Consider the following 18207-nt stretch of genomic DNA (forward strand, 5'->3'; position numbering starts at 1 on the left):
TCCCGGCCGGCATCGCCTCCCACAGCACGCCGTTCTTCGACACCTACCCGTCGCCCAACGGCGCCACGGCGAAGAAGCTGCTCAAGGACGCCGGGATCACCGCCCCGGTCACCGTCACCCTCGGCGTGAACACGCGCGGCGCGAACGTCCCGGAGGCCGAGGAGATCGCGAAGCAGCTCCAGTCCACCGGGCTCTTCCAGGTCAAGGTCAAGGCGGTCGAGAAGTGGGCCGACTTCCAGAAGGCCTATGCCGCCGGTGAGTTCGACGCCTACACCATCGGCTGGATCGCCGACTTCCCGGACGCGGACAACTTCCTCGCCCCGCTCGTCGGTGCCGACTCCAGCATGAACAACGGCTTCTCCGACAAGGCCGTGGGCGACCTCATCGCCCGTACCCAGTCCTTCTCGGACCGCACCCAGGCCTCCGGCGACTTCCGCGAGCTCCAGAAGCTGGTCTCCCAGCGCATCCCGATGCTGCCCATCTGGCAGAAGAAGGACTACGTGCTGTCCCGCGATGCCGTCGCCGGAGCCCAGTACCTCTCCGACGGCACCGGGGTCTGGGGCCTGTGGGAACTCAACTGGCTGTAGCCGGCGGGCCGTCCGGGCGTCGCACCGGGGGTCGCGTCGACCGCTATGCCGGGCCGGGGTCCGGGTCGGAGGCCCGCTTCTTCTTCGAGACCACCGTCTGCGCCATTCCCGGCAGGAAGTCCGCGAACAGCTCGTGGAGCTCGCGCACCAGCGGCCGCAGCACCCGGAACCGGGCCAGGACGATGCCCCGCGTCGTCAGCTGCGCGCCGCGCTCCGCGAGCCGCCGCGTCTTCTCGCTGTTCGGGGACCGGTCGAAGACCCAGTACAGGACGAGCCCCATCTGCGAGAGCCACATCAGCTCCGGCAGTACGTCGGCCAGTTCGTCCGGGACCTTCGTCTTCGCGCCCGCCAGCACCTCGCGGTGCATGTCGATCGCCGCCTTGCGCGCGGGTTCCGATTCGGGGGAGAAGGGGCTGAGCGGGCTCTCCGGGTCCGCCGCGTTCTTGAAGAACTGCGAGGCGAACTCGTGGTACGGCGCAGCGATGTCCAGCCAGCTCGTCAGCACGCCCGCGAGCCGCTTCTGCAGATCGGTCTCGCTGTCCAGGATGGGCCGGACCGCCGCCTGGTGCGCGGCGCCGATCCGGTCGTAGAACCCCTGGACGAGGTGTTCCTTCGACTCGAAGTAGTAGTAGGCGTTGCCGACCGAGACCCCTGCCTCCTTGGCGATGGCCCGCATGGTCGTCTTGTCGAAGCCGCGCTCCTGGAAGAGACGGAGCGCGGTTTCGAGGATGAGCGTGCGGGTCTGTTCGCTCTTGGGAGCCTTCTGATCAGTCACGGTGTACGAGCCTATCCGGGCACGGAGCAGTGGTCGCCACAGGCCGGTGCCTCCGGCTCCGCTTCACCCGCCGCCCCGGCCTCCGGGTCGCCCTCGGTCCGTACCGCTTGGCGCCACGCCGAGGCCGTGTACATGGCGGCCCGGGCGAAGGGCCGGCCCGCCGCGGTGGCGAGCCAGTTCGCCTTCGGCCGGTGCTCCGCCAGCGCCCACAGGCACACGATGAAGGCATCCGTACCGGTCCACACCTGCCCCGAGTCCCCGATGACGGTGATCTCGCGGAGCGTTGCCGCATGGTCGAGCTGCGGGTACCGCCGCTGCGCCTCGAAGGACCCGGCCGGGATCAGCCGGAGCGGTACCAGCCAGCGCTGCCCCATGAGCCAGTGCCGGATGTGGACGCAGAGCGGGCAGTTGGCGTCGTACAGCACGGTCAGGCGCCGGGTGGCCGGCGTCTCCGCTGCCATCGGTCAGGCCCCGGCCGGAGCGGTCCACGCGTGCGGGGCGACCGGCGGCGTCTGCTGGCGCTCCATGATCCCGCGGCGGCGCATCTTGTTCAGCACCCACACGTTCCCGAGGTGCATGACACCGAGGACCAGCAGGACGACGCCGAGCTTGACCGACAGGGCCTCGAAGAGCTCACGGGCCGTGTTGATGTCGACGTCCGAGCGCAGGTACAGAGTCACGAACCCGATGTTCACGAGGTAGAAGCCGACCACCAGGAGGTGGTTCACCGCGTCCGCGAGCTTCTCGTTCCCGTGCAGGACGTCGGCGATGAAGATCCGCCCGTTGCGGCTGAGCGTACGGGCCACCCAGACGGTCAGCGCGATGCTGACGAGCAGGTAGATGACGTATGCGACGACGGTGAGGTCCATACCCTCGCCCCCCTTGAACGTGTTCAACTTGTTGGCAGGACTGACTGTAGACCTCTTTTTGAACAGGTTCAAGCTTTCTTGCGGGCCGCTACCGGGAGGCCTCCTCGACCTCCGCCGCCGGGAACGGCGTCCGCTTGCTCTCCGTGACCAGCCGCCGGTGGAAGCCCGTCATCACGAGCCCCGTCGCCGCGTGCCGGTCGAGCAGCGCGGCCGCTTCGGCCGGCACCCCGCCGCGCCCGCGCCCCGCGATCCACTCCCGCAGGAAGGCCTCGTGCTCCAGGTCGTCGCGCTCGTCGCCGCCGGGCAGGTGGTAGCGCAGGAGATGGCTCGCGGTGTACGCGCGGTCGTAGCCCAGGTGTTCCGACAGGAACCGGGCCTCGTCGGGCGCCAGCTCGAAGCGGCTGCTGAGCGCGAGCCCGAAGTCGGCGAAGTGGACGAGCTCGCCGTCGGTCAGCACGTTGTGGAAGTGGGCGTCGAAGTGCACGAGCCCGCGGGAGCGCATGAACTCCGCCCCGCGCAGCAGGGCGTCTTCCGCCCAGGCGTAACGGGGGTGCTCGGCCAGCCAGTCGCCGAGCCGGTGCGGCGCGAACTCCAGGAAGAGCACCAGGCTGTACGAGGCCCGCCCGATGGCCTCCAGCCGCCGGCGCACGGCGTCCGAACCCTCCCACCGGGCGACCGCCGCGTCGATGCCGTCGCCCCCGGGCGGGGAGTCGGGCAGCACCCGCCAGTGGTACATCAGCGGAAAGCCCTCGTACGCGCCCTCGAGCACCCAGCCGGTGGTCATGGCGTGCACGGCCAGCTCCCGCCAGGCCCCGAACCCGGCCGAGCCGACCCCGTACTGGTAGTGCAGCGGCAGCCCGAAGACGTTCGCGGTGGACCGTGCGTTGCGCGGCAGCAGCTCGATGTCGGTCAGCGGCACGCGCTTGACGAAGACCCGCGTCCCGTCGAGGTCCAACTCGGCGGTCCGGCCGCCGATACCGGACCCGAGGGGAGTCGCGGCGGCCGTCATCGCGCGGAGCCGGTGGTCGCTCAGCAGGGACAGGCGGGTGGAGACGGCGCTGTACGCCGTGAGTCGCTCTCGATGCATCCGCATGACGCTACTGGCGGGCCCGTCACACCCCGGTCACCTTTTCCAGCAGGTCCGGATCCACGTAGGGAGCCTCGCGCGTCGGCACCGACCGCCAGGCGAGGGGCCAGGTGGTCCCGTACAGGGCGGGTACGCCGACGTAGGCGGCGGCGGTCCGGGTGCGGGAGGTGTACCGCTGCGCGTACGAGGGCCAGGTCCGGGCCCGGGCGGTGCCGGGCGGGAGCAGGAAGTACATCCACCGGTAGCCGGTGAGCTCTTGAAGTGCTCTCCCGGCTGAAGCCGGGAGATTCCTGCTTACCTTGCGGTAGCGGACTTGACGCGCTTCGCGCGCCTGACGACTGCCCTCCCGGCAGCCGGGATGAGCGCGTGGCCCATCCGGTACAGATGCAACACGTTCCGGGCCGCGTTCCAGTCGGCGTTGCCCGACCAGCCGCAGTCCGGGTTCTTGCGCACGAACACGGCCTGGGACTCCCGGCTCCCGGGCGTGATGAAGCCGCACGCGGAGCAGCGCCGGGAAATGTTGGGGGCGGGGACCTTGTGCAGGGTGCCGCCGTGCCGGGCGGTCTTGTACGCCAGCATGGTGACTGTGCGGCCCCACGCCTCCCCGCTGATGGAGCGGTTCAGCCCAGATTTCTGGGCAACGTTCCTTCCCGGCTCTTCGATGGTTCCCCTGGCGGATTTGACCATGTTCGTGATGGTGAGTGCTTCGACCACGACTGTGCCGTATGTGCGGGCGATGGCGGTGGTCGTCTGGTGCTGCCAGTCCAGGGCCCTGCGCTTGGCTTTCGCGCGGAGTCCTGCGATCTGGTCGTAGGTGTGGTGCAGTCGGCGGCTGGCGCGCTCGCCGGGCTTGCGGTACTGCTTACGCCGCGCGGCACGCTGCTCCAAGTGCAGGAGCTTCGCCTTCTCCTTGCCGGTCAGCCACTCGCCGTGCTCGTACCTCTCACCGTCCGAGAGAGCGATGGGCACGGTGACGCCCACGTCGATGCCGACCTCCGGCCCCCGGTGGGGCTCGGGCTTGACCTCCAGGGTCTGGACACGGAAGGCGATGTGCCAGCCGAGCGCGTCCTTGATCAGCCGCGCCCCGGTGATCCGGTTGTCCGCGTTGGCATGCTTGCCCACGGGCAGGTCCTTGGTCCACCGGAACCGGACCCGACCCACCTTGGGAATGTTGGCCATGCCCCAGCGGCGGTGCACGCGGGTGATATTCAGGTCCCGGCCCTGCGGGATGTCCACGGACATCACCGTGCGGAACCGGCCCTTGAAGTTCGGGGCGTCGGCACGACCGTCCCAGCAGTTCTTCCACGCCTGGAAGTACGTCTTCAACACCGCTTGCGCGGCCTGCGCGGGAAGGACAGCGAGGAAGCCGATGTCCTCGCGGGCCTGGCGGATCGCGGCATCCGCGTTCGCGAGCGTTCGCTTCTCCTTCGGCATCATCCGCCACCACGCGTGCAGAAGATTCCACATGGTGCGGGCAGCGTGAGCCTGGCCATCCGTCTTGCGAACCTCGGCAAAGACCAGCGCAAGCCGGGCGCGATGCCCGAACTGCCGCTTGGCCAGGGTATCTTGACTCACAATCAAGAACCTAGCATTGGTTTATGTCACCGCGCTGGACCACTAATCCCGATGTCAGAACCGGTCGCCATGTTGTCTACAACCTGCACGTTCACTTGGTTTTCGTCACCAAGTACAGGCGGAAGGCGTTCACCGACGCCATACTGACCCGCACCGAAGAGATCATGCGCGAGGTCTGCGCCGACTTCGAGGCCGAGCTGAAACAGTTTGTGTCGAGGTGGCGGCCTGCGCCTCGGCCGTTCATGTGCGGGACTCCAAGGACGTCACCCGCCCCGCCTTCACCGTCGCCCCCACCGCCTGGGCCGCCTTCACCGCGTACGCCCGGTCGTAGTCCTCACGCGGAGTCGACGGCGAACCGGGCCAGGATGCTCTGGACCACCCCGGCGCGGTCGGTCGTGGGCGGGAGTTCCCGGAGGAGGGCCCTCAGCTGCCGGACGACTCCCAGGGGCGTCTGATCCACCCCCTGCGCATCGACCAGCGCGTCGATCGCCTGGAGGCCCCAGAATTGGCTGAAGTTGAGCTGCTCATCGACCACTGTGGCGACCAGCGCACTCACCTTGGTCCCGTCGGGTACGGCGTAGAGCCGCGCGTACGCTGCCAGCCGGATTCCCGGGTCCTCTGCGGCGAGCGCGGCGTCGATGTCGAAGTCGGCCACGTGAGGTGTGACCGCCAGCAGATCCGTGAAGATCCGTTCCATCCGGTGGGTGCGAGCGGATCCCCGCCCCTGGGTTTCGCGGACCCGGACGTACTCGGCGGCCAGCCGCTCGACGGCATCGGCGGCCGCCGATGCCGTCGGCTCCTCGGTGTCCGAGCCGCCCGCCGCAACGAGCGCGACTCGGGCGGTGCGTGACGCGCCGTCGACGGCCCGTCCGATGCGCACGGTGCGTTCCTCACTCGCCTCGATGCGGTGCACGAGCTGCGCGTACTGGAACTTCGCCCCGCCCGGCAGCTCGATGCTGTCGAACAGGTCGCCCAGCCACGGCACCGCGGCGACCGCCAGCAGCACCACGGTGATGCCGTCGATCTTCAGGTCGGGCTTGATGACGTGCACTGCCGCCGCCCCGACCGCCGAGCACGTCAAGACCGCCGCAACGATGTGACGTCGTACGCCGTGAGCACGGCGGGTCTGCCCGACCGATTCCCCCTCGTCCATGTCGGCCAGCATTTCAAAAGGCCGGAGGAGGGGGAGGACGGTTGCGTCAGCAAGGTGGCCTGAAACCGTCGCGATCGGTACGGGGGCGGTCCGCCGAGACGATGGCCGCCTCGGCGCGGGGCGCCGGGGTGCCGTCCGGTAGGAGGAGGGGGGCGGCTTCCAGGACGATGCCGACGTTCGCGCCCCGGCGGGTCGTGTTCGCGGCCGTCACGCGGTTCAGGGGGGCCGGGGTCAGGGTCTGGGTCTCGCGGATGTAGGCGACGAAGCTCTCGAAGTCGCGCTGGTGGCGGTACGGGGCCTGGAATCCGGTGAGCGCCCCGTAGCCGTCGTTCGCCAGGAAGGTGTACGAGGGGGACGCGAGGCGGTAGGTGGCGGTGAGGCTGAGTGCGGCGCCGTCGATGAACACGTCCGCCGGGCTGACACGGTCACCCACCTTGCCGAGGGTGTTGAAGCTGTAGCGGACGTTCTTGGAGACGGCCAACGGTGCGAAGAGCAGCTCCCCGCTCGCCGCGATCGTCCACTGTTGCTCCAGGGCGTCGTGGATCTGCTGCCCGGTCACCGTCGCGCTGACGATCGGGTCGCCGAAGCCGACGGCCTTCCAGGCGCGGCCGAAGGTGACGGCGCCGCCCGAGGCCGCGTCGCGTACCAGGTCGCCGGCGATGATCGCCTGACCGACCCGGGGGGCCGCGGCGACCAGGGCGAGCTGGGCCGGGACGTTGGGGTGGACGTTGGCGTCGTTCTCCGGGTCGGTGGGCCTGCGGCCCGCCCACAGCGCCCAGTCGGCGACCAGGTCGCCCATGGTGCTCTCGCCCGCGGTGTTGCGGGTCCGCAGGAACGAGCCCGTCTGCTTGCCGATCCGGCTCGCGTCGCGCGCCGCGGCCTGGCCCGCCCAGTAGTCGACGACCTCCTTGAGGGCCGGGTCGGGGGTGACGTCGCGGGTGTTGGGGTGGTTGGTGGAGACGGTGAGCTCGCGGACCACCTTGCCGGTGACGGGGTCGAGGCGGAGGTTGATCTCGTTGATGAGCTGGCCGTAGCAGCCGGCCTCGACGAAGGGGCGCGGGACCCCGTCGGGGTCCGGGACCATCATGTTGAACCGGGTGTGCCAGTGGCCGGTGACGATGGCGTCGATGTCGGGGGAGACCTGCAGCGCCAGGTCGAGGGCCGGGCCGGAGGGGTCGGTGCCGCTGTTGAAATCGGCGCCCGCGACCGCCCCGTCGTGCAAGCTGAGGACGATCGCATTGACGCCCTGGGCCTTGAGCAGGGCCGCGTACCGGTCGGCGGTGGCGACCTCGTCGAGGGTGGCGAGGCCGGGCTGGTAGGAGCCGGGGAAGAGCTCGGTGCCGAGGGCGGTGAGGTGGATGAAGCCGATCTGCAGTTCCTGTCCGGCCGCGGTGCGGACCTTCTCGATGTTGTACGCGGGAAGGACGGTGCGCTGGTCGGCGCCCCAGACGACGTTGGCGCTGTGGTAGCGGAAGCCGGAGCCGTGGAAGCGGGCGCCGGAGGAGTCGGTGAAGGTGGCGTCGCGGCCCTCGACGGGGAACGGGACGCCCTGCTCCATGTGCCGTTGCAGCACGGCGGGGGACTTGTCGAACTCGTGGTTCCCGGCGGTCGCGAAGTCGAGGCCCATGCGGTTCAGGGCCTCGATGGTGGGTTCGTCGGCGAAGGCGGCGGTGTCGAACTCCCAGCCGGAGAAGGCGTCTCCGGGGGTGAAGAACAGCGAGTTGAGCCGGCCGGCGCGGAGGGCCGCGAGGTGGGCGGCCATGTAGGCGACGCCGCCGACGGTGTAGGTCCGGCCGCCGTTGCCGGTGATGGTGGCGTTGCTGCCGGGGGCGGCCTGGAGGTAGCCGTGCAGGTCGGTGATGTTGAGGAGCTGTACGTCGACGTACTCGACGGCGGAGGCGGCGCCCCGCGCGTGGTCGGTGGCGTGGGCGGGGATGCCGGTGGCGAAGGTGGCTGCGGCGGTTCCCATGGCGGTGAGGAACGTGCGCCGCCCGAGGTGAAGTGAACTCCGGTCCGGATACGTGGTCTTGGCGAGCCTCGTCACGGGGGAATGGTCCCGCGGTGCGGGGCCGGTGTCGACATGCCGTGCCGTATGCCCGGGGGCACGCCGGCACGCCGGCACGCCGGCCCGGGGGCCCGGATGGCGGGGCGGCGGGTCGGGTGGCAGCCTGGAGGAGAAGCCGTAGCGGTGGGCCGCGCCCTGTGCGCCGCCACGTGGCGCGCGGGCCGCCCCGTGGGCGTCTCCGCCGCCGGAAACCACTGGATCGTGTTCGCAGGAGGTGGACCTCCTTGAGCAGGCACGTTTCGCTCACCAGAACCGCACTGAGCCTTGCCGTGGCCGGAGTCCTGTCGGCCGCACTCGTACCGGTCTCGGCAGCACCGGCGACGGCCGTCGCGTGCGACGCCGCTGCCGCCACCCGGGCCCCGAGCAGCAGCAACGACAGCGCCGCGCGGAACGCGGTGATCTGCCTCATCAACGCCGAGCGCACGCAGCGGGGGCTGCCCGCCCTCACCGTGAACCAGGCCCTGACGACGGCGGCGCAGCAGCACTCCGCCGCCGCCGTGCAGCTGAAGTGGTGGGGACCGGGCAAGGACTCGCACACGAATCCGCAGACCGGCTCTACACCGCAGAGCCGGATCAAGGCCGCGGGATACTGCCCGAATCCCAGGTCGTGGGCCGTCGCCGAGATCACGTACAACGGCTGGGGCAGCGGCAGCGGGACCCCGAAGGCCGCCGTCAACTGGTGGGTGAACGTCAGCACGTGGGGCCACCGCCAGATCGTCCTGGACCCGTCACTGAAGGAGATCGGCGCCTGGGCACAGCCGGGCGCGGCGGACCCGGCCGGAGCCGGAGCGAGCCAGGCCGGAACCTACGTCGTGACGTTCGGCCGCTGCCAGCAGTGAGCGGCGGCCGCACCCTTCACGGCTACTGCTCCTGCGGTGCGGGCTTCTTCGGCTGGGGACGGCCGGCGGCCAGCAGCTCCCCCACGTCGAGCGTGACCTTGGCGCCGAGGGTGTCGGGCAGGGTGGCCAGCTCGCCGGGGGAGTACACGCGGTGGCTGCCGTACTCGCCTCCGGCGGGCTCGGTGAGGACGTGCACCCGCTGGTGCTTGCGGTTCACGATCACGTAGACCGGGACCATGGCCTGCGCGTACGCGCCGACCTTGAGGCGCAGGTCGTTGTTGTAGTTGCTGGATGTGACTTCGAGGACAAGCCGAAACGAGATGGGGTCGTAGCAGTTGTTCTCGATCAGGTGTTCCTGAAAGTCGGCGTCGACGACGGCGAGGTCAGGGACCGCGAAGTCCTCGGCGCCGCCGGGAAGCCACAGACCGAGGCCCTGAATGATCTTGGACTCGGGTCCCTGCAGTCCGGCCGTGAGAAAGGGAATCATGAGCTCGGTCAGCACCAGCCCGTGTGCTCCATCCGGTGGCGGGGTCACGGTGAGGATGCCTCCGATGATCTCGGCGCGATAGCCAGGGTTCAGTTCCGTGAACTTGTTGGCCGCCTCGAGCAGCGTCGTCGCCGGTACCTCGCGTGAGTGTTGCGGCGGCTCGACGGGTGCTGCGGACATCTCGGGCCTCCCGTGGGCTGGGTCGAGAGCATCATCGTAGGACGGCCGGGCCGGTTCGTGCGGTATCCGGACGGTTCACCGGATCGAATGCGGCGAGGGCGGCGAGGGCGGCGGAGCAGTGGGCCCCTCGTCCGCCGACGGGCCGGGGCCGGGTGACCGCCTCCGCCGCCCGGTCCGCTGGGCGACCAGTACCTGTGCATCGCCTCGGCGGGGCGCTCGGCCGCGGGGACGGAGACCGGCTACCTGCCCTTCGAGGGGGGCCGGACGCTCGCGCTGATCCTCGGCAAGGCGATGATGCTGGCGGACGACGCCGGCATCACCGACCCGACGATCACCCGTCAGATGCTGAGGGAGCGGGCGTAGTTGAGCTGGTTCATCACCCACGGGAAGGTGCCGGCGTCGACCGCCGGGATCATCGTGGAGTGGTGGCGGCCGCCGCTGGTGACGGTGACCTGGATGTAGCCGGTGGTGGTCTTCTCCTTCATGAGGAGGAAGAGCAGGCCGAGCAGGCAGAACAGGAAGAAGACGATCGCGAGCACGACCGCGTGCGTCGGGATCTTCGTCTCGGTGCGGGAGAAGTCGGTGGCGTTCCACATCGCGCCCTTGAGCGGCATCGGGCCCGAAGGGGTGATGATCTGGTCCCCGGCGATGGTGATGTCGCCGAGGGCCAGGCCGGACCCGCCGACGCCCTGCGGGGCGACCGGGTAGGCCATGGGCTGCGCCTGGGCCGGGATGCCCGCACCGCCGAAGGTCGGCTGGTATCCCGGGGCGGGCGGAGTGGCCTGCGGGTAGCCGTAGCCGGCGTTCCCGGGGGCTGTCGGATAGGGCTGCGGATAGCCGTAACCGGCGTTCCCCGGGGCCCCGTTGTCACTCGCGTACGGATTCGGCTGCTGCTCGCTCATGCACGCGATCTTTCCACAGCCGCCCCCGGGCCGTACCCCCCTCCTCGAGCGCGGGTGAGCTCCTCGTCGAAGTCGTCGATGACGACGTGGACGGGGTGACGACGCGGCGAGGGCCCCGCCCCGGTGTGGAACACCGGGGCGGGGCCCTCGTACGAGCGCGGACCGCAGGGTCAGAAGCGGCGCGTGATCAGTGCGCGCTTGACTTCCTGGATCGCCTTCGTGACCTCGATGCCGCGGGGGCAGGCGTCGGTGCAGTTGAAGGTCGTGCGGCAGCGCCACACGCCGTCCTTGTCGTTCAGGATCTCCAGCCGCTGCTCGCCGGCCTCGTCGCGCGAGTCGAAGATGAAGCGGTGGGCGTTGACGATCGCCGCCGGGCCGAAGTACTGGCCGTCGTTCCAGAACACCGGGCACGAGGACGTGCACGCGGCGCACAGGATGCACTTGGTGGTGTCGTCGAAGCGCTCGCGGTCCTCGGCGGACTGCAGACGCTCACGCGTCGGCTCGTTGCCCTTGGTGACCAGGAACGGCATGACGTCGCGGTACGCCTGGAAGAAGGGCTCCATGTCGACGACGAGGTCCTTCATCACCGTGAGGCCCTTGATGGCCTCGACGGTGATCGGCTTCTCCGGGTTGATGTCCTTGATCAGCGTCTTGCAGGCGAGCCTGTTCTTGCCGTTGATCCGCATCGCGTCGGAGCCGCAGATGCCGTGCGCGCACGACCGGCGGAAGGTCAGCGTGCCGTCGAGTTCCCACTTGATCTTGTGGAGACCGTCGAGCACGCGCTCCTTCGGGTCGATCTCGATCTGGAAGTCCTGCCACTGCGCCTCGTCCGAGATCTCGGGGTTGTAGCGGCGGATCCGGAACGTGACCGTGATGTACGGGGAGGCCGCGGCCGCCTCTTCCATCTTGTCGAGGGTGGGGGTAGCCATCAGTACTTACGCTCCATCGGCTGGTAGCGGGTCGTCACGACCGGCTTGTAGTCGAGCCGGACCGAGTCCGAGCCGTCGGCTCCGACCTCGCGGTACGCCATGGTGTGGCGCATGAAGTTGACGTCGTCGCGGTTCGGGTAGTCCTCGCGGTAGTGACCGCCGCGGGACTCCTTGCGCGCCAGCGCGGACACAGCCATGACCTCGGCCAGGTCGAGCAGGTTGCCCAGCTCGATGGCCTCCAGCAGGTCCGTGTTGAAGCGCTTGCCCTTGTCCTGGACGGACACGTTCTTGTAGCGCTCGCGCAGCTCCGCGATCTTCTCGACCGCGGTCTTGATGGTCTGCTCCGTACGGAACACCATCACGCAGGCGTCCATCGTCTCCTGGAGCTCCAGGCGCAGGTCGGCGACCCGCTCCTTGCCCGTGGAGTTGCGCAGGCGCTCGACGACGTCGACGACCTGCTGCGCCGGGTTCTCGGGGAGCTCGACGTAGTCGTTCTCCTGCGAGTACTTCGCCGCGGCGATACCGGAGCGCTTGCCGAAGACGTTGATGTCCAGCAGCGAGTTGGTGCCGAGGCGGTTGGCGCCGTGCACGGAGACACAGGCGACCTCGCCGGCCGCGTACAGGCCCGGGACGACGGTGGTGTTGTCCGCCAGGACCTCACCCTCGACGTTCGTCGGGATGCCGCCCATGGCGTAGTGCGCGGTGGGCTGGATCGGGATCGGGTCCGTGTACGGCTCGATGCCCAGGTACGTACGCGCGAACTCGGTGATGTCCGGGAGCTTCGCGTCGAGCTGCTCCGGCGGCAGGTGCGTCAGGTCCAGGTACACGTGGTCACCGGCCGGACCGCAGCCGCGGCCCTCGCGGATCTCGGTGTAGATGGAGCGCGAGACGACGTCACGGGACGCGAGGTCCTTCATGACCGGCGCGTACTTCTCCATGAAGCGCTCGCCGTCCTTGTTGCGGAGGATGCCGCCCTCACCGCGGGCGCCCTCCGTCAGCAGGATGCCCATGCGCCAGATGCCCGTCGGGTGGAACTGGAAGAACTCCATGTCCTCGAGCGGCAGGCCGCGGCGGTAGCAGGCCGCCTGGCCGTCACCCGTGAGGGTGTGCGCGTTGGAGGTCACCTTGAAGAACTTGCCGGTGCCGCCGGAGGCGTAGATGACGGCCTTGGCCTGGAACACGTGGATCTCGCCGGTGGCGAGCTCGTACGCGACCACACCGGCCGACTTCTTGACGCCGTCCTCCTCGACCAGCAGCTGGTCCAGGACGTAGAACTCGTTGAAGAACTCCACGCCCTCCTTGACGCAGTTCTGGTACAGCGTCTGGAGGATCATGTGGCCGGTGCGGTCCGCGGCGTAGCAGGACCGGCGGACCGGGGCCTCGCCGTGGTTGCGCGAGTGGCCGCCGAAGCGGCGCTGGTCGATGGTGCCGTCCGGGGTGCGGTTGAACGGCAGGCCCATCTTCTCCAGGTCGAGGACCGCGTCGATGGCCTCCTTCGCCAGGATCTCGGCGGCGTCCTGGTCGACCAGGTAGTCACCGCCCTTGACCGTGTCGAAGGTGTGCCACTCCCAGTTGTCCTCCTCCACGTTCGCCAGCGCGGCGGCCATGCCGCCCTGCGCGGCGCCCGTGTGGGAGCGGGTGGGGTAGAGCTTCGTCAGCACCGCGGTGCGGCTGCGCTTCGTCGACTCGATGGCGGCGCGCATGCCGGCGCCACCTGCGCCGACGATGACGGTGTCGTACTTGTGGATCTTCATTGGATTCGCCTCAGCCCCGTTGCCTAGCGGATGTTCGGGTCGAAGGTGAAGATCACCAGCGTGCCCAGAAGGATGGTGAACACGGTGGCGGTGTAGAGCAGGCCCTTCAGCCACAGCCGCGTGTTGGCGCGCTCCGCGTAGTCGTTGATGACGGTACGCAGACCGTTGGCGCCGTGCAGCATGGCGAGCCACAGCATCAGCAGGTCCCAGACCTGCCAGAACGGGGACGCCCAGCGGCCGGCCACGAAGGCGAAGCCGACCTTGGACACGCCGCCGTCCAGCACCAGCTGGATGACGAGGTGGCCGATGACCAGGACGACGAGGACGATGCCCGAGAGGCGCATGAAGAGCCACGCGGCCATCTCGAAGTTGCCGCGGGTCGAGCGCGGCGTCTTGCCCGTTCGCTTGCGCGGGGCCTCGATGTACGGCGCCGGGTTGTCGACGTCGTAGAGGCTCACGCCCTCCACGTCGCCGATGGCCTGGGCGGAAGAAGTGTCAGAAGACATACGTGTCACTTCCCGAACAGTTCAGCAGCTGCGTGGCCGAGGACGGGGCGCAGGGCCCCCGCCATCAGGACGAGCCAGACGATCCCCACGGCCCAGAGCATCTGCTTCTGGAGACGGGGGCCCTTGGACCAGAAGTCCACGGCGATCACACGGAGACCGTTCAGCGCGTGGAAGAGGATGGCGGCCACGAGGCCGTACTCCATCAGCGCGACGATCGGAGTCTTGTAGGTAGCCACGACATCGTCGTACGCCTCGGGGGAGACGCGGACGAGAGCGGTGTCGAGGACGTGTACGAACAGGAAGAAGAAGATGAGGACGCCGGTGACTCGATGAGCCACCCAGGACCACATTCCTTCCCGGCCGCGGTACAACGTTCCAGCCGGCACGGAAAACCCTCCGGAAGCGGGGCGGGGGCCAGCCGGCTTCTTTGTCGGTCGGGCCCGGCCGGGTACGGTCCTCCGGCCCCGGACATCGTAGCCACGCTTTGTCGGTTCCCTCGCGCCGGGTCCAGCTGTGTGATCAAACAGGCACGGACGGACTATCCCACAGGGGCAAATAGCCCGGAATCCGCGGCAGACACCCCGTCCGGCGAGGTCAGCCAGTGCGTCAGGTCGGCGAGCCGCACCTGGGCGAGGCGGCGCAGCTCGTCCGCCGAGATCGACCGCTCCTCGTCGGCCTCCAGCTCCATCCGGCGCCGGATCGCGGCCAGCAGCTGGTCCGCCTGCTCCTCCGGCGGATGCCCGTCCAGGCACACCACGAACGCGTGGCCGAACTTGCGCTCGTACTCGGCATGGGCGGCGTCGAGCGCCAGGAGCGCGGCGTACGAGGCCCCGTGGTCCAGCTCCACCGGGAACTCCGAGGCCAGCGCCTCGCTCAGGTCCGCCTGGGAGAGGTCGTACGAGGCCTCGTCGGCGGCGGCCAGCAGGACACCCGGATCCGGGTAGGGGCGGTGGGCGGCCACCCGCTGCGCCCAGCGCCGGCTGCCGCAGCAGTGCAGCAGGACGGCCTCGGCGGCTTCGGGGGAGAGGGAGTTGAACCGCGTCAGTCCGGAGCCGTGAGGAGCGTCGGGGCATCTCCCGGACTTCTCCCCCGGACTCTGTCCGGGAGGTGCTCCCATGGAGGTACCCCCATGGGCCTGTGCCGGAAGATGGCTGGACAGCGGAGGGCTCCTCGGGGCGTGGCGCGGGTGCATCGCCACGCTAGCGACGCCGAGGCGGGTGTGTCGTACCCATCCGAGGTTTTCACCCGGAAGTGAGCCGAAAGGATGACGTGATGACTCGCGGTGCGCCGGGAAGGGCGACGGCGGAGGAAGAGGAGGAAGACGACCGAGGCCGCCACCCCCCACAGGAGAGGCCCCGGTCGTCGTCCGTACGGGCTCGTGCGACAAGCCCGTACTTTTGTCAGCGCCGCGAGTGCGTTTTGTGTCACACCCCGCTTCGCGCACGATTGGTTGCTCCCCGTACAACTCGTGGACGAAGGTACTTGAAGGCCGTAACGTGCTGATTTGCGCCACAGGTACAGGACAGTGAACGGGTTGGGGACTTTGCTGGGGGACGACGCGGAGCTGACCGCCGCGGTGCTCGCGGCACAGGGCGGCGACGAGAGCGGATTCCGTGCTGTGTACCGCGCCGTGCACCCACGGCTGCTCGGATACGTACGCACGCTCGTCGGGGACGGCGACGCGGAGGACGTGACCTCCGAGGCGTGGCTGCAGATCGCCCGCGACCTCGACTCCTTCACCGGCGACGCCGACCGCTTCCGCGGCTGGGCCGCCCGGATCGGCCGCAACCGGGCCCTCGACCACATCCGCATGCGCGGGCGCCGCCCCGCCATCGGAGGCGACGAGACCGAGCTGACGGGCCGCGCCGCCGACAGCGACACCGCCGGCGAGGCGATGGAGGCCCTGTCGACCGGCCGCGCCATGGCGCTGATCGCACAGCTTCCGCAGGACCAGGCCGAGGCGGTGGTGCTCCGGGTCGTGGTCGGCCTGGACGCCAAGAGCGCGGCCGAGACCCTGGGCAAGCGGCCCGGCGCGGTACGCACCGCAGCCCATCGGGGCCTGAAGAAACTGGCCGAGCTGATCGGCGCGGAGGGCGGCTTCGGGCCGGACCTGGATCCTGGCTCGGACTCGGCGGGGCCGGTCGGCGATAATGCCGGTGGCCAGTCGCGGAACGGCGGGGGCGGGAGGGATCTCGACGCCGTACCCGCTCAGCGCGGCCGGGGTGGTGGCCTCGTGGAGCAAACCGGTGTGACGCATTCACGTTGGCGGACGCAGAAGGACATGTGATGGCCGACGAGCGCAACAGGTGGCTGGACAAAGCCGCGGCGGAACGAGTGCTGCGCGGCGGCCCGGCCGCACCTGGCGCCGACCGGCGCGCCCGCGAAGCGGAAGCCCGGCTGAGGGCCGCCCTCGACATGCTGGCCGAGCCGCAGCCGCCCTCCGGGGTGGAACTGCCCGGCGAGGCCGCCGCAGTGGCCGCCTTCCGCGCGGCGCGCGGCGGGGCCGTCGCGGCCGGTGCGTCCGCGCCCGGGGTGTCCGCACGGCCCGGCGCCGGCGCCGCCCCCCTCGTGGAACTCGGCACGGTCATCCCCCTCGCCACGCCCCGGCGCGGCCGCCCGGCGCGGTTCGGGCTGGTCGCCGCGCTGGCGGGCGTCGCCGTCGGCAGCCTGGCGGTCGCCGCCGGGGCCGGTCTGCTCGACCGGGCCACGCACGACACGGCGGGGCCCGCACCGGCGGTGTCCCTCAGCGCCGACGAGAATCCGACGTCGGCCGGCGACACCGCGGGCCCGACCCTCGGACCGCAGCTTCGGCCCACCCCGCTCCGCGGCACCGACGGCTCGGCGCCCAGCCCGGGAACCGGCCAGACGCCGGGCGCGGACTCGGGTGCGGTACAGGGACTGGGAACCGGAACGGGAACCGGTCCCGGCACCTCGTCCGGCGCCGGCAACGACGCCGGGGACGGCAAGGACGCGAAGGACGGCAAGGACACGTTCGCGGGCGGGACCACCTCGCTGAAGGACACGGACAAGCAGAGCCGGCTCAAGGCGGTGGACCTGTGCGAGGCCTACCGGTCGGGGCACATGACCGCCGACCGCCGCGAACGGCTCTCGAAGCTGGCGCAAGGGCTCTCGCTCATCCCGCACTTCTGTGAGGCGCTGCTCGACGCGCCCACCAGGACCGCCACCCCGACCGTTCCGCGCACCTCGGACGACGGGGGCGACGTACTCGAGGCCCCGACGTTCAGCCCGGCGAGCCCGGGCGTGTCCGCGCCCGCCGGCCTGCCGCGCTGACGGCCTGCCGCGCGGCGGCCCGTCCGGCCGTTGTTCGGGTGGTCCGCGAACATGCCTCGAGCGGGTTCCGGGCGGCGGCGTGAACGGGCTGTAACACTTTTCGAACCTGCGGCGCAGTACATATCGAGCCGACTGGTCATCGGCCGCGCATGAGCCGGGGTTCCCCCCGTACCCCTGGGCTCTGCGCACCCGGCGCGGGCGGGGTTCGTTCCCCCGGCCCTGCCCGCGCCTCTACTTCCAAGACCGGATCACCGGGATCCCCGGGATCACCAGTAGACGACGACCTTGTCGCCGACCTGCACCTGGTCGAACAGCGCAGCGAGCTTGCCCTTGTCCCGGACGTTCACGCAGCCGTGCGAGGCGCCGGCGTATCCGCGGGCCGCGAAGTCGGCGGAGTAGTGCACCGCCTGGCCCTGGCTGAAGAACATCGAGTACGGCATCGGCGTGTGGTAGATCGTCGACGTCCAGTCCTTGGCCTTCCACTCCACCTTGAACTGGCCCTCACGGGTCGGGGTGTTCTCGGAGCCGAAGCGGACGTCCATGGTGGAGACGATCTTGCCGTCGATCATCCAGGCGAGCGTGCGGCTCTCCTTGCTGATGCACATGACGCGGCCCGTCATACAGCGCGGGTCCGGCGCGTCGACCTCGTTGACGGTCGGCGGGCGCAGCTCGTCGGCGGTGGGCTTCTTGCTGAGGCTCTGGATCTTCTTCCAGGTGGCCTCGTCGACCGCGCCGGAGGCCGTGAGGCCGTTCTTCCCCTGGAAGGACTTGACCGCGGCGGTCGTCTTCGACCCGTAGAAACCGGTCGGCGCGACCGTCATGTACTTGAGCTGCTTCAGGCGGGCCTGGAGCTCGCGCACCTGCTCGCTCTCGTCGCCGTTCGCCATGACGGCCTTGACCGTCGGCGAGGGAGAGGCGGACGGCGACGCCGACTCCGAGGCGGAGGCGGAGGGCGAAGGCGAGGCGTCGCCGGGCTTGGCGTCCGTCGACGGCGAACTCTCGGGGGTGGAACCCGCCGCGGACGCGGAAGGAACCGAGGAGGCGGAGCCGGCCGGCTCCGCCTTCTGGGGCCCGCAGGCGGTCGCGGCGAGCGCGACGGCGGTGGCCACCCCGAGCATGCGGACTATGACTCTCTGGCGGTGCATTGCGGTCCCCCGATTTCTCCGTGGTGTATCTAGGTGATGCCTGGCGGGCGTGGACAGTTGCAG

General features: G+C 70.0%; 21 protein-coding genes and 1 pseudogene. 6 read left to right on the plus strand and 16 right to left on the minus strand.

Translation table 11 applies throughout. The features are described from left to right. The first annotated feature begins 11 nt into the window (after positions 1–11). Positions 12–587: an ABC transporter substrate-binding protein gene (locus AB0I68_RS14750; RefSeq protein WP_363177771.1), complete on the plus strand. Its 576-nt coding sequence runs from the start codon at positions 12–14 to the stop codon at positions 585–587. Positions 588–630: 43 nt separating this feature from the next. Here the strand turns inward: AB0I68_RS14750 and AB0I68_RS14755 are convergent, their stop codons facing one another. The 6 genes from AB0I68_RS14755 to AB0I68_RS14780 all read right to left on the minus strand — a co-directional run bounded on the left by AB0I68_RS14755 (position 631) and on the right by AB0I68_RS14780 (position 4839). Beyond that, positions 631–1362: a TetR family transcriptional regulator gene (locus AB0I68_RS14755; protein WP_363177651.1), complete on the minus strand. Its 732-nt coding sequence runs from the start codon at positions 1360–1362 to the stop codon at positions 631–633. Positions 1363–1373: 11 nt separating this feature from the next. After that, positions 1374–1823, minus strand: coding sequence for a DCC1-like thiol-disulfide oxidoreductase family protein (locus tag AB0I68_RS14760; protein WP_363177652.1), 450 nt, complete (start codon positions 1821–1823; stop codon positions 1374–1376). Positions 1824–1826: 3 nt separating this feature from the next. Continuing rightward, positions 1827–2231: a hypothetical protein gene (locus AB0I68_RS14765; RefSeq protein WP_363177653.1), complete on the minus strand. Its 405-nt coding sequence runs from the start codon at positions 2229–2231 to the stop codon at positions 1827–1829. A gap of 88 nt (positions 2232–2319) precedes the next feature. Next, the gene (locus AB0I68_RS14770) at positions 2320–3318 is read right to left on the minus strand and encodes a protein kinase family protein (protein ID WP_363177654.1); all 999 of its coding nucleotides are present in this window, start codon (positions 3316–3318) and stop codon (positions 2320–2322) included. Positions 3319–3343: 25 nt separating this feature from the next. Beyond that, a complete protein-coding gene (locus AB0I68_RS14775) occupies positions 3344–3553 on the minus strand; it encodes a hypothetical protein (RefSeq protein ID WP_363177655.1) in 210 nt (69 codons plus the stop codon). Between the two features lie 59 nt (positions 3554–3612). Further along, positions 3613–4839: a transposase gene (locus AB0I68_RS14780; protein ID WP_363177772.1), complete on the minus strand. Its 1227-nt coding sequence runs from the start codon at positions 4837–4839 to the stop codon at positions 3613–3615. Between the two features lie 77 nt (positions 4840–4916). On the opposite strand from AB0I68_RS14780, the pseudogene AB0I68_RS14785 reads away from it, so the two are divergent. After that, positions 4917–5102: pseudogene (locus tag AB0I68_RS14785) on the plus strand (transposase); the annotation flags it as partial. Beyond that, a complete protein-coding gene (locus AB0I68_RS14790) occupies positions 5069–5224 on the plus strand; it encodes a DUF397 domain-containing protein (protein WP_363177773.1) in 156 nt (51 codons plus the stop codon). The pseudogene AB0I68_RS14785 and the gene AB0I68_RS14790, both read left to right, overlap by 34 nt. A gap of 3 nt (positions 5225–5227) precedes the next feature. Here the strand turns inward: AB0I68_RS14790 and AB0I68_RS14795 are convergent, their stop codons facing one another. Continuing rightward, a complete protein-coding gene (locus tag AB0I68_RS14795; RefSeq protein WP_363177656.1) occupies positions 5228–6046 on the minus strand; it encodes a hypothetical protein in 819 nt (272 codons plus the stop codon). Between the two features lie 46 nt (positions 6047–6092). Then, positions 6093–8015, minus strand: coding sequence for a bifunctional metallophosphatase/5'-nucleotidase (locus AB0I68_RS14800; protein ID WP_363177774.1), 1923 nt, complete (start codon positions 8013–8015; stop codon positions 6093–6095). Between the two features lie 320 nt (positions 8016–8335). Between AB0I68_RS14800 and AB0I68_RS14805 the strand changes: the two genes are divergently transcribed. After that, a complete protein-coding gene (locus AB0I68_RS14805) occupies positions 8336–8950 on the plus strand; it encodes a CAP domain-containing protein (RefSeq protein ID WP_363177657.1) in 615 nt (204 codons plus the stop codon). Between the two features lie 22 nt (positions 8951–8972). On the opposite strand, the gene AB0I68_RS14810 is transcribed toward AB0I68_RS14805, so the two are convergent. The 7 genes from AB0I68_RS14810 to AB0I68_RS14840 form a co-directional block, all read right to left on the minus strand. Then, a complete protein-coding gene (locus AB0I68_RS14810; protein ID WP_363177658.1) occupies positions 8973–9617 on the minus strand; it encodes a Uma2 family endonuclease in 645 nt (214 codons plus the stop codon). A gap of 338 nt (positions 9618–9955) precedes the next feature. Further along, positions 9956–10519: a hypothetical protein gene (locus tag AB0I68_RS14815; RefSeq protein WP_363177660.1), complete on the minus strand. Its 564-nt coding sequence runs from the start codon at positions 10517–10519 to the stop codon at positions 9956–9958. A gap of 170 nt (positions 10520–10689) precedes the next feature. After that, positions 10690–11448 carry a succinate dehydrogenase iron-sulfur subunit gene (locus tag AB0I68_RS14820; RefSeq protein ID WP_054221472.1) on the minus strand — a complete coding sequence of 253 codons (759 nt, stop codon included), beginning with the start codon at positions 11446–11448 and terminating at the stop codon, positions 10690–10692. Next, a complete protein-coding gene (sdhA, locus tag AB0I68_RS14825; protein ID WP_363177661.1) occupies positions 11448–13202 on the minus strand; it encodes a succinate dehydrogenase flavoprotein subunit in 1755 nt (584 codons plus the stop codon). The genes AB0I68_RS14820 and sdhA overlap by 1 nt, the downstream gene beginning before the upstream one ends. A 23-nt stretch (positions 13203–13225) precedes the next feature. Next, positions 13226–13708, minus strand: a complete 483-nt coding sequence (locus AB0I68_RS14830; protein WP_266626231.1) for a succinate dehydrogenase hydrophobic membrane anchor subunit — start codon at positions 13706–13708, stop codon at positions 13226–13228. A gap of 5 nt (positions 13709–13713) precedes the next feature. Beyond that, positions 13714–14094: a succinate dehydrogenase, cytochrome b556 subunit gene (gene sdhC, locus AB0I68_RS14835; protein WP_363177663.1), complete on the minus strand. Its 381-nt coding sequence runs from the start codon at positions 14092–14094 to the stop codon at positions 13714–13716. A gap of 152 nt (positions 14095–14246) precedes the next feature. After that, on the minus strand, positions 14247–14825 hold the full coding sequence (locus AB0I68_RS14840) for a 2-oxo-4-hydroxy-4-carboxy-5-ureidoimidazoline decarboxylase (protein WP_363177665.1): 579 nt from the start codon (positions 14823–14825) through the stop codon (positions 14247–14249). Between the two features lie 426 nt (positions 14826–15251). Here AB0I68_RS14840 and AB0I68_RS14845 point away from each other — a divergent pair, with 426 nt between their 5' ends. Then, complete coding sequence (locus tag AB0I68_RS14845; RefSeq protein ID WP_363177776.1) at positions 15252–15995, plus strand: RNA polymerase sigma factor; 744 nt, start codon at positions 15252–15254, stop codon at positions 15993–15995. Then, positions 15995–16999, plus strand: coding sequence for a hypothetical protein (locus AB0I68_RS14850; protein ID WP_363177666.1), 1005 nt, complete (start codon positions 15995–15997; stop codon positions 16997–16999). The genes AB0I68_RS14845 and AB0I68_RS14850 overlap by 1 nt, the downstream gene beginning before the upstream one ends. A gap of 266 nt (positions 17000–17265) precedes the next feature. Here the strand turns inward: AB0I68_RS14850 and AB0I68_RS14855 are convergent, their stop codons facing one another. Then, positions 17266–18144, minus strand: a complete 879-nt coding sequence (locus tag AB0I68_RS14855) for a L,D-transpeptidase family protein (RefSeq protein WP_363177667.1) — start codon at positions 18142–18144, stop codon at positions 17266–17268. Between the last annotated feature and the right edge of the window lie 63 nt (positions 18145–18207).

This window comes from Streptomyces sp. NPDC050448 (assembly GCF_040655295.1).
Classification (GTDB): domain Bacteria; phylum Actinomycetota; class Actinomycetes; order Streptomycetales; family Streptomycetaceae; genus Streptomyces.

Bases quoted from the DNA above. Each gene is read 5' to 3' on its own strand.
- AB0I68_RS14760 (WP_363177652.1), bottom strand. From the start codon at position 1,823: ATGGCAGCGGAGACGCCGGCCACCCGGCGCCTGACCGTGCTGTACGAC.
- AB0I68_RS14765 (WP_363177653.1), bottom strand. From the start codon at position 2,231: ATGGACCTCACCGTCGTCGCATACGTCATCTACCTGCTCGTCAGCATC.
- AB0I68_RS14770 (WP_363177654.1), bottom strand. From the start codon at position 3,318: ATGCATCGAGAGCGACTCACGGCGTACAGCGCCGTCTCCACCCGCCTG.
- AB0I68_RS14775 (WP_363177655.1), bottom strand. From the start codon at position 3,553: ATGTACTTCCTGCTCCCGCCCGGCACCGCCCGGGCCCGGACCTGGCCC.
- AB0I68_RS14795 (WP_363177656.1), bottom strand. From the start codon at position 6,046: ATGGACGAGGGGGAATCGGTCGGGCAGACCCGCCGTGCTCACGGCGTA.
- AB0I68_RS14800 (WP_363177774.1), bottom strand. From the start codon at position 8,015: ATGGGAACCGCCGCAGCCACCTTCGCCACCGGCATCCCCGCCCACGCC.
- AB0I68_RS14810 (WP_363177658.1), bottom strand. From the start codon at position 9,617: ATGTCCGCAGCACCCGTCGAGCCGCCGCAACACTCACGCGAGGTACCG.
- AB0I68_RS14815 (WP_363177660.1), bottom strand. From the start codon at position 10,519: ATGAGCGAGCAGCAGCCGAATCCGTACGCGAGTGACAACGGGGCCCCG.
- AB0I68_RS14820 (WP_054221472.1), bottom strand. From the start codon at position 11,448: ATGGCTACCCCCACCCTCGACAAGATGGAAGAGGCGGCCGCGGCCTCC.
- sdhA (WP_363177661.1), bottom strand. From the start codon at position 13,202: ATGAAGATCCACAAGTACGACACCGTCATCGTCGGCGCAGGTGGCGCC.
- AB0I68_RS14830 (WP_266626231.1), bottom strand. From the start codon at position 13,708: ATGTCTTCTGACACTTCTTCCGCCCAGGCCATCGGCGACGTGGAGGGC.
- AB0I68_RS14840 (WP_363177665.1), bottom strand. From the start codon at position 14,825: ATGGGAGCACCTCCCGGACAGAGTCCGGGGGAGAAGTCCGGGAGATGC.
- AB0I68_RS14850 (WP_363177666.1), top strand. From the start codon at position 15,995: ATGGCCGACGAGCGCAACAGGTGGCTGGACAAAGCCGCGGCGGAACGA.
- AB0I68_RS14855 (WP_363177667.1), bottom strand. From the start codon at position 18,144: ATGCACCGCCAGAGAGTCATAGTCCGCATGCTCGGGGTGGCCACCGCC.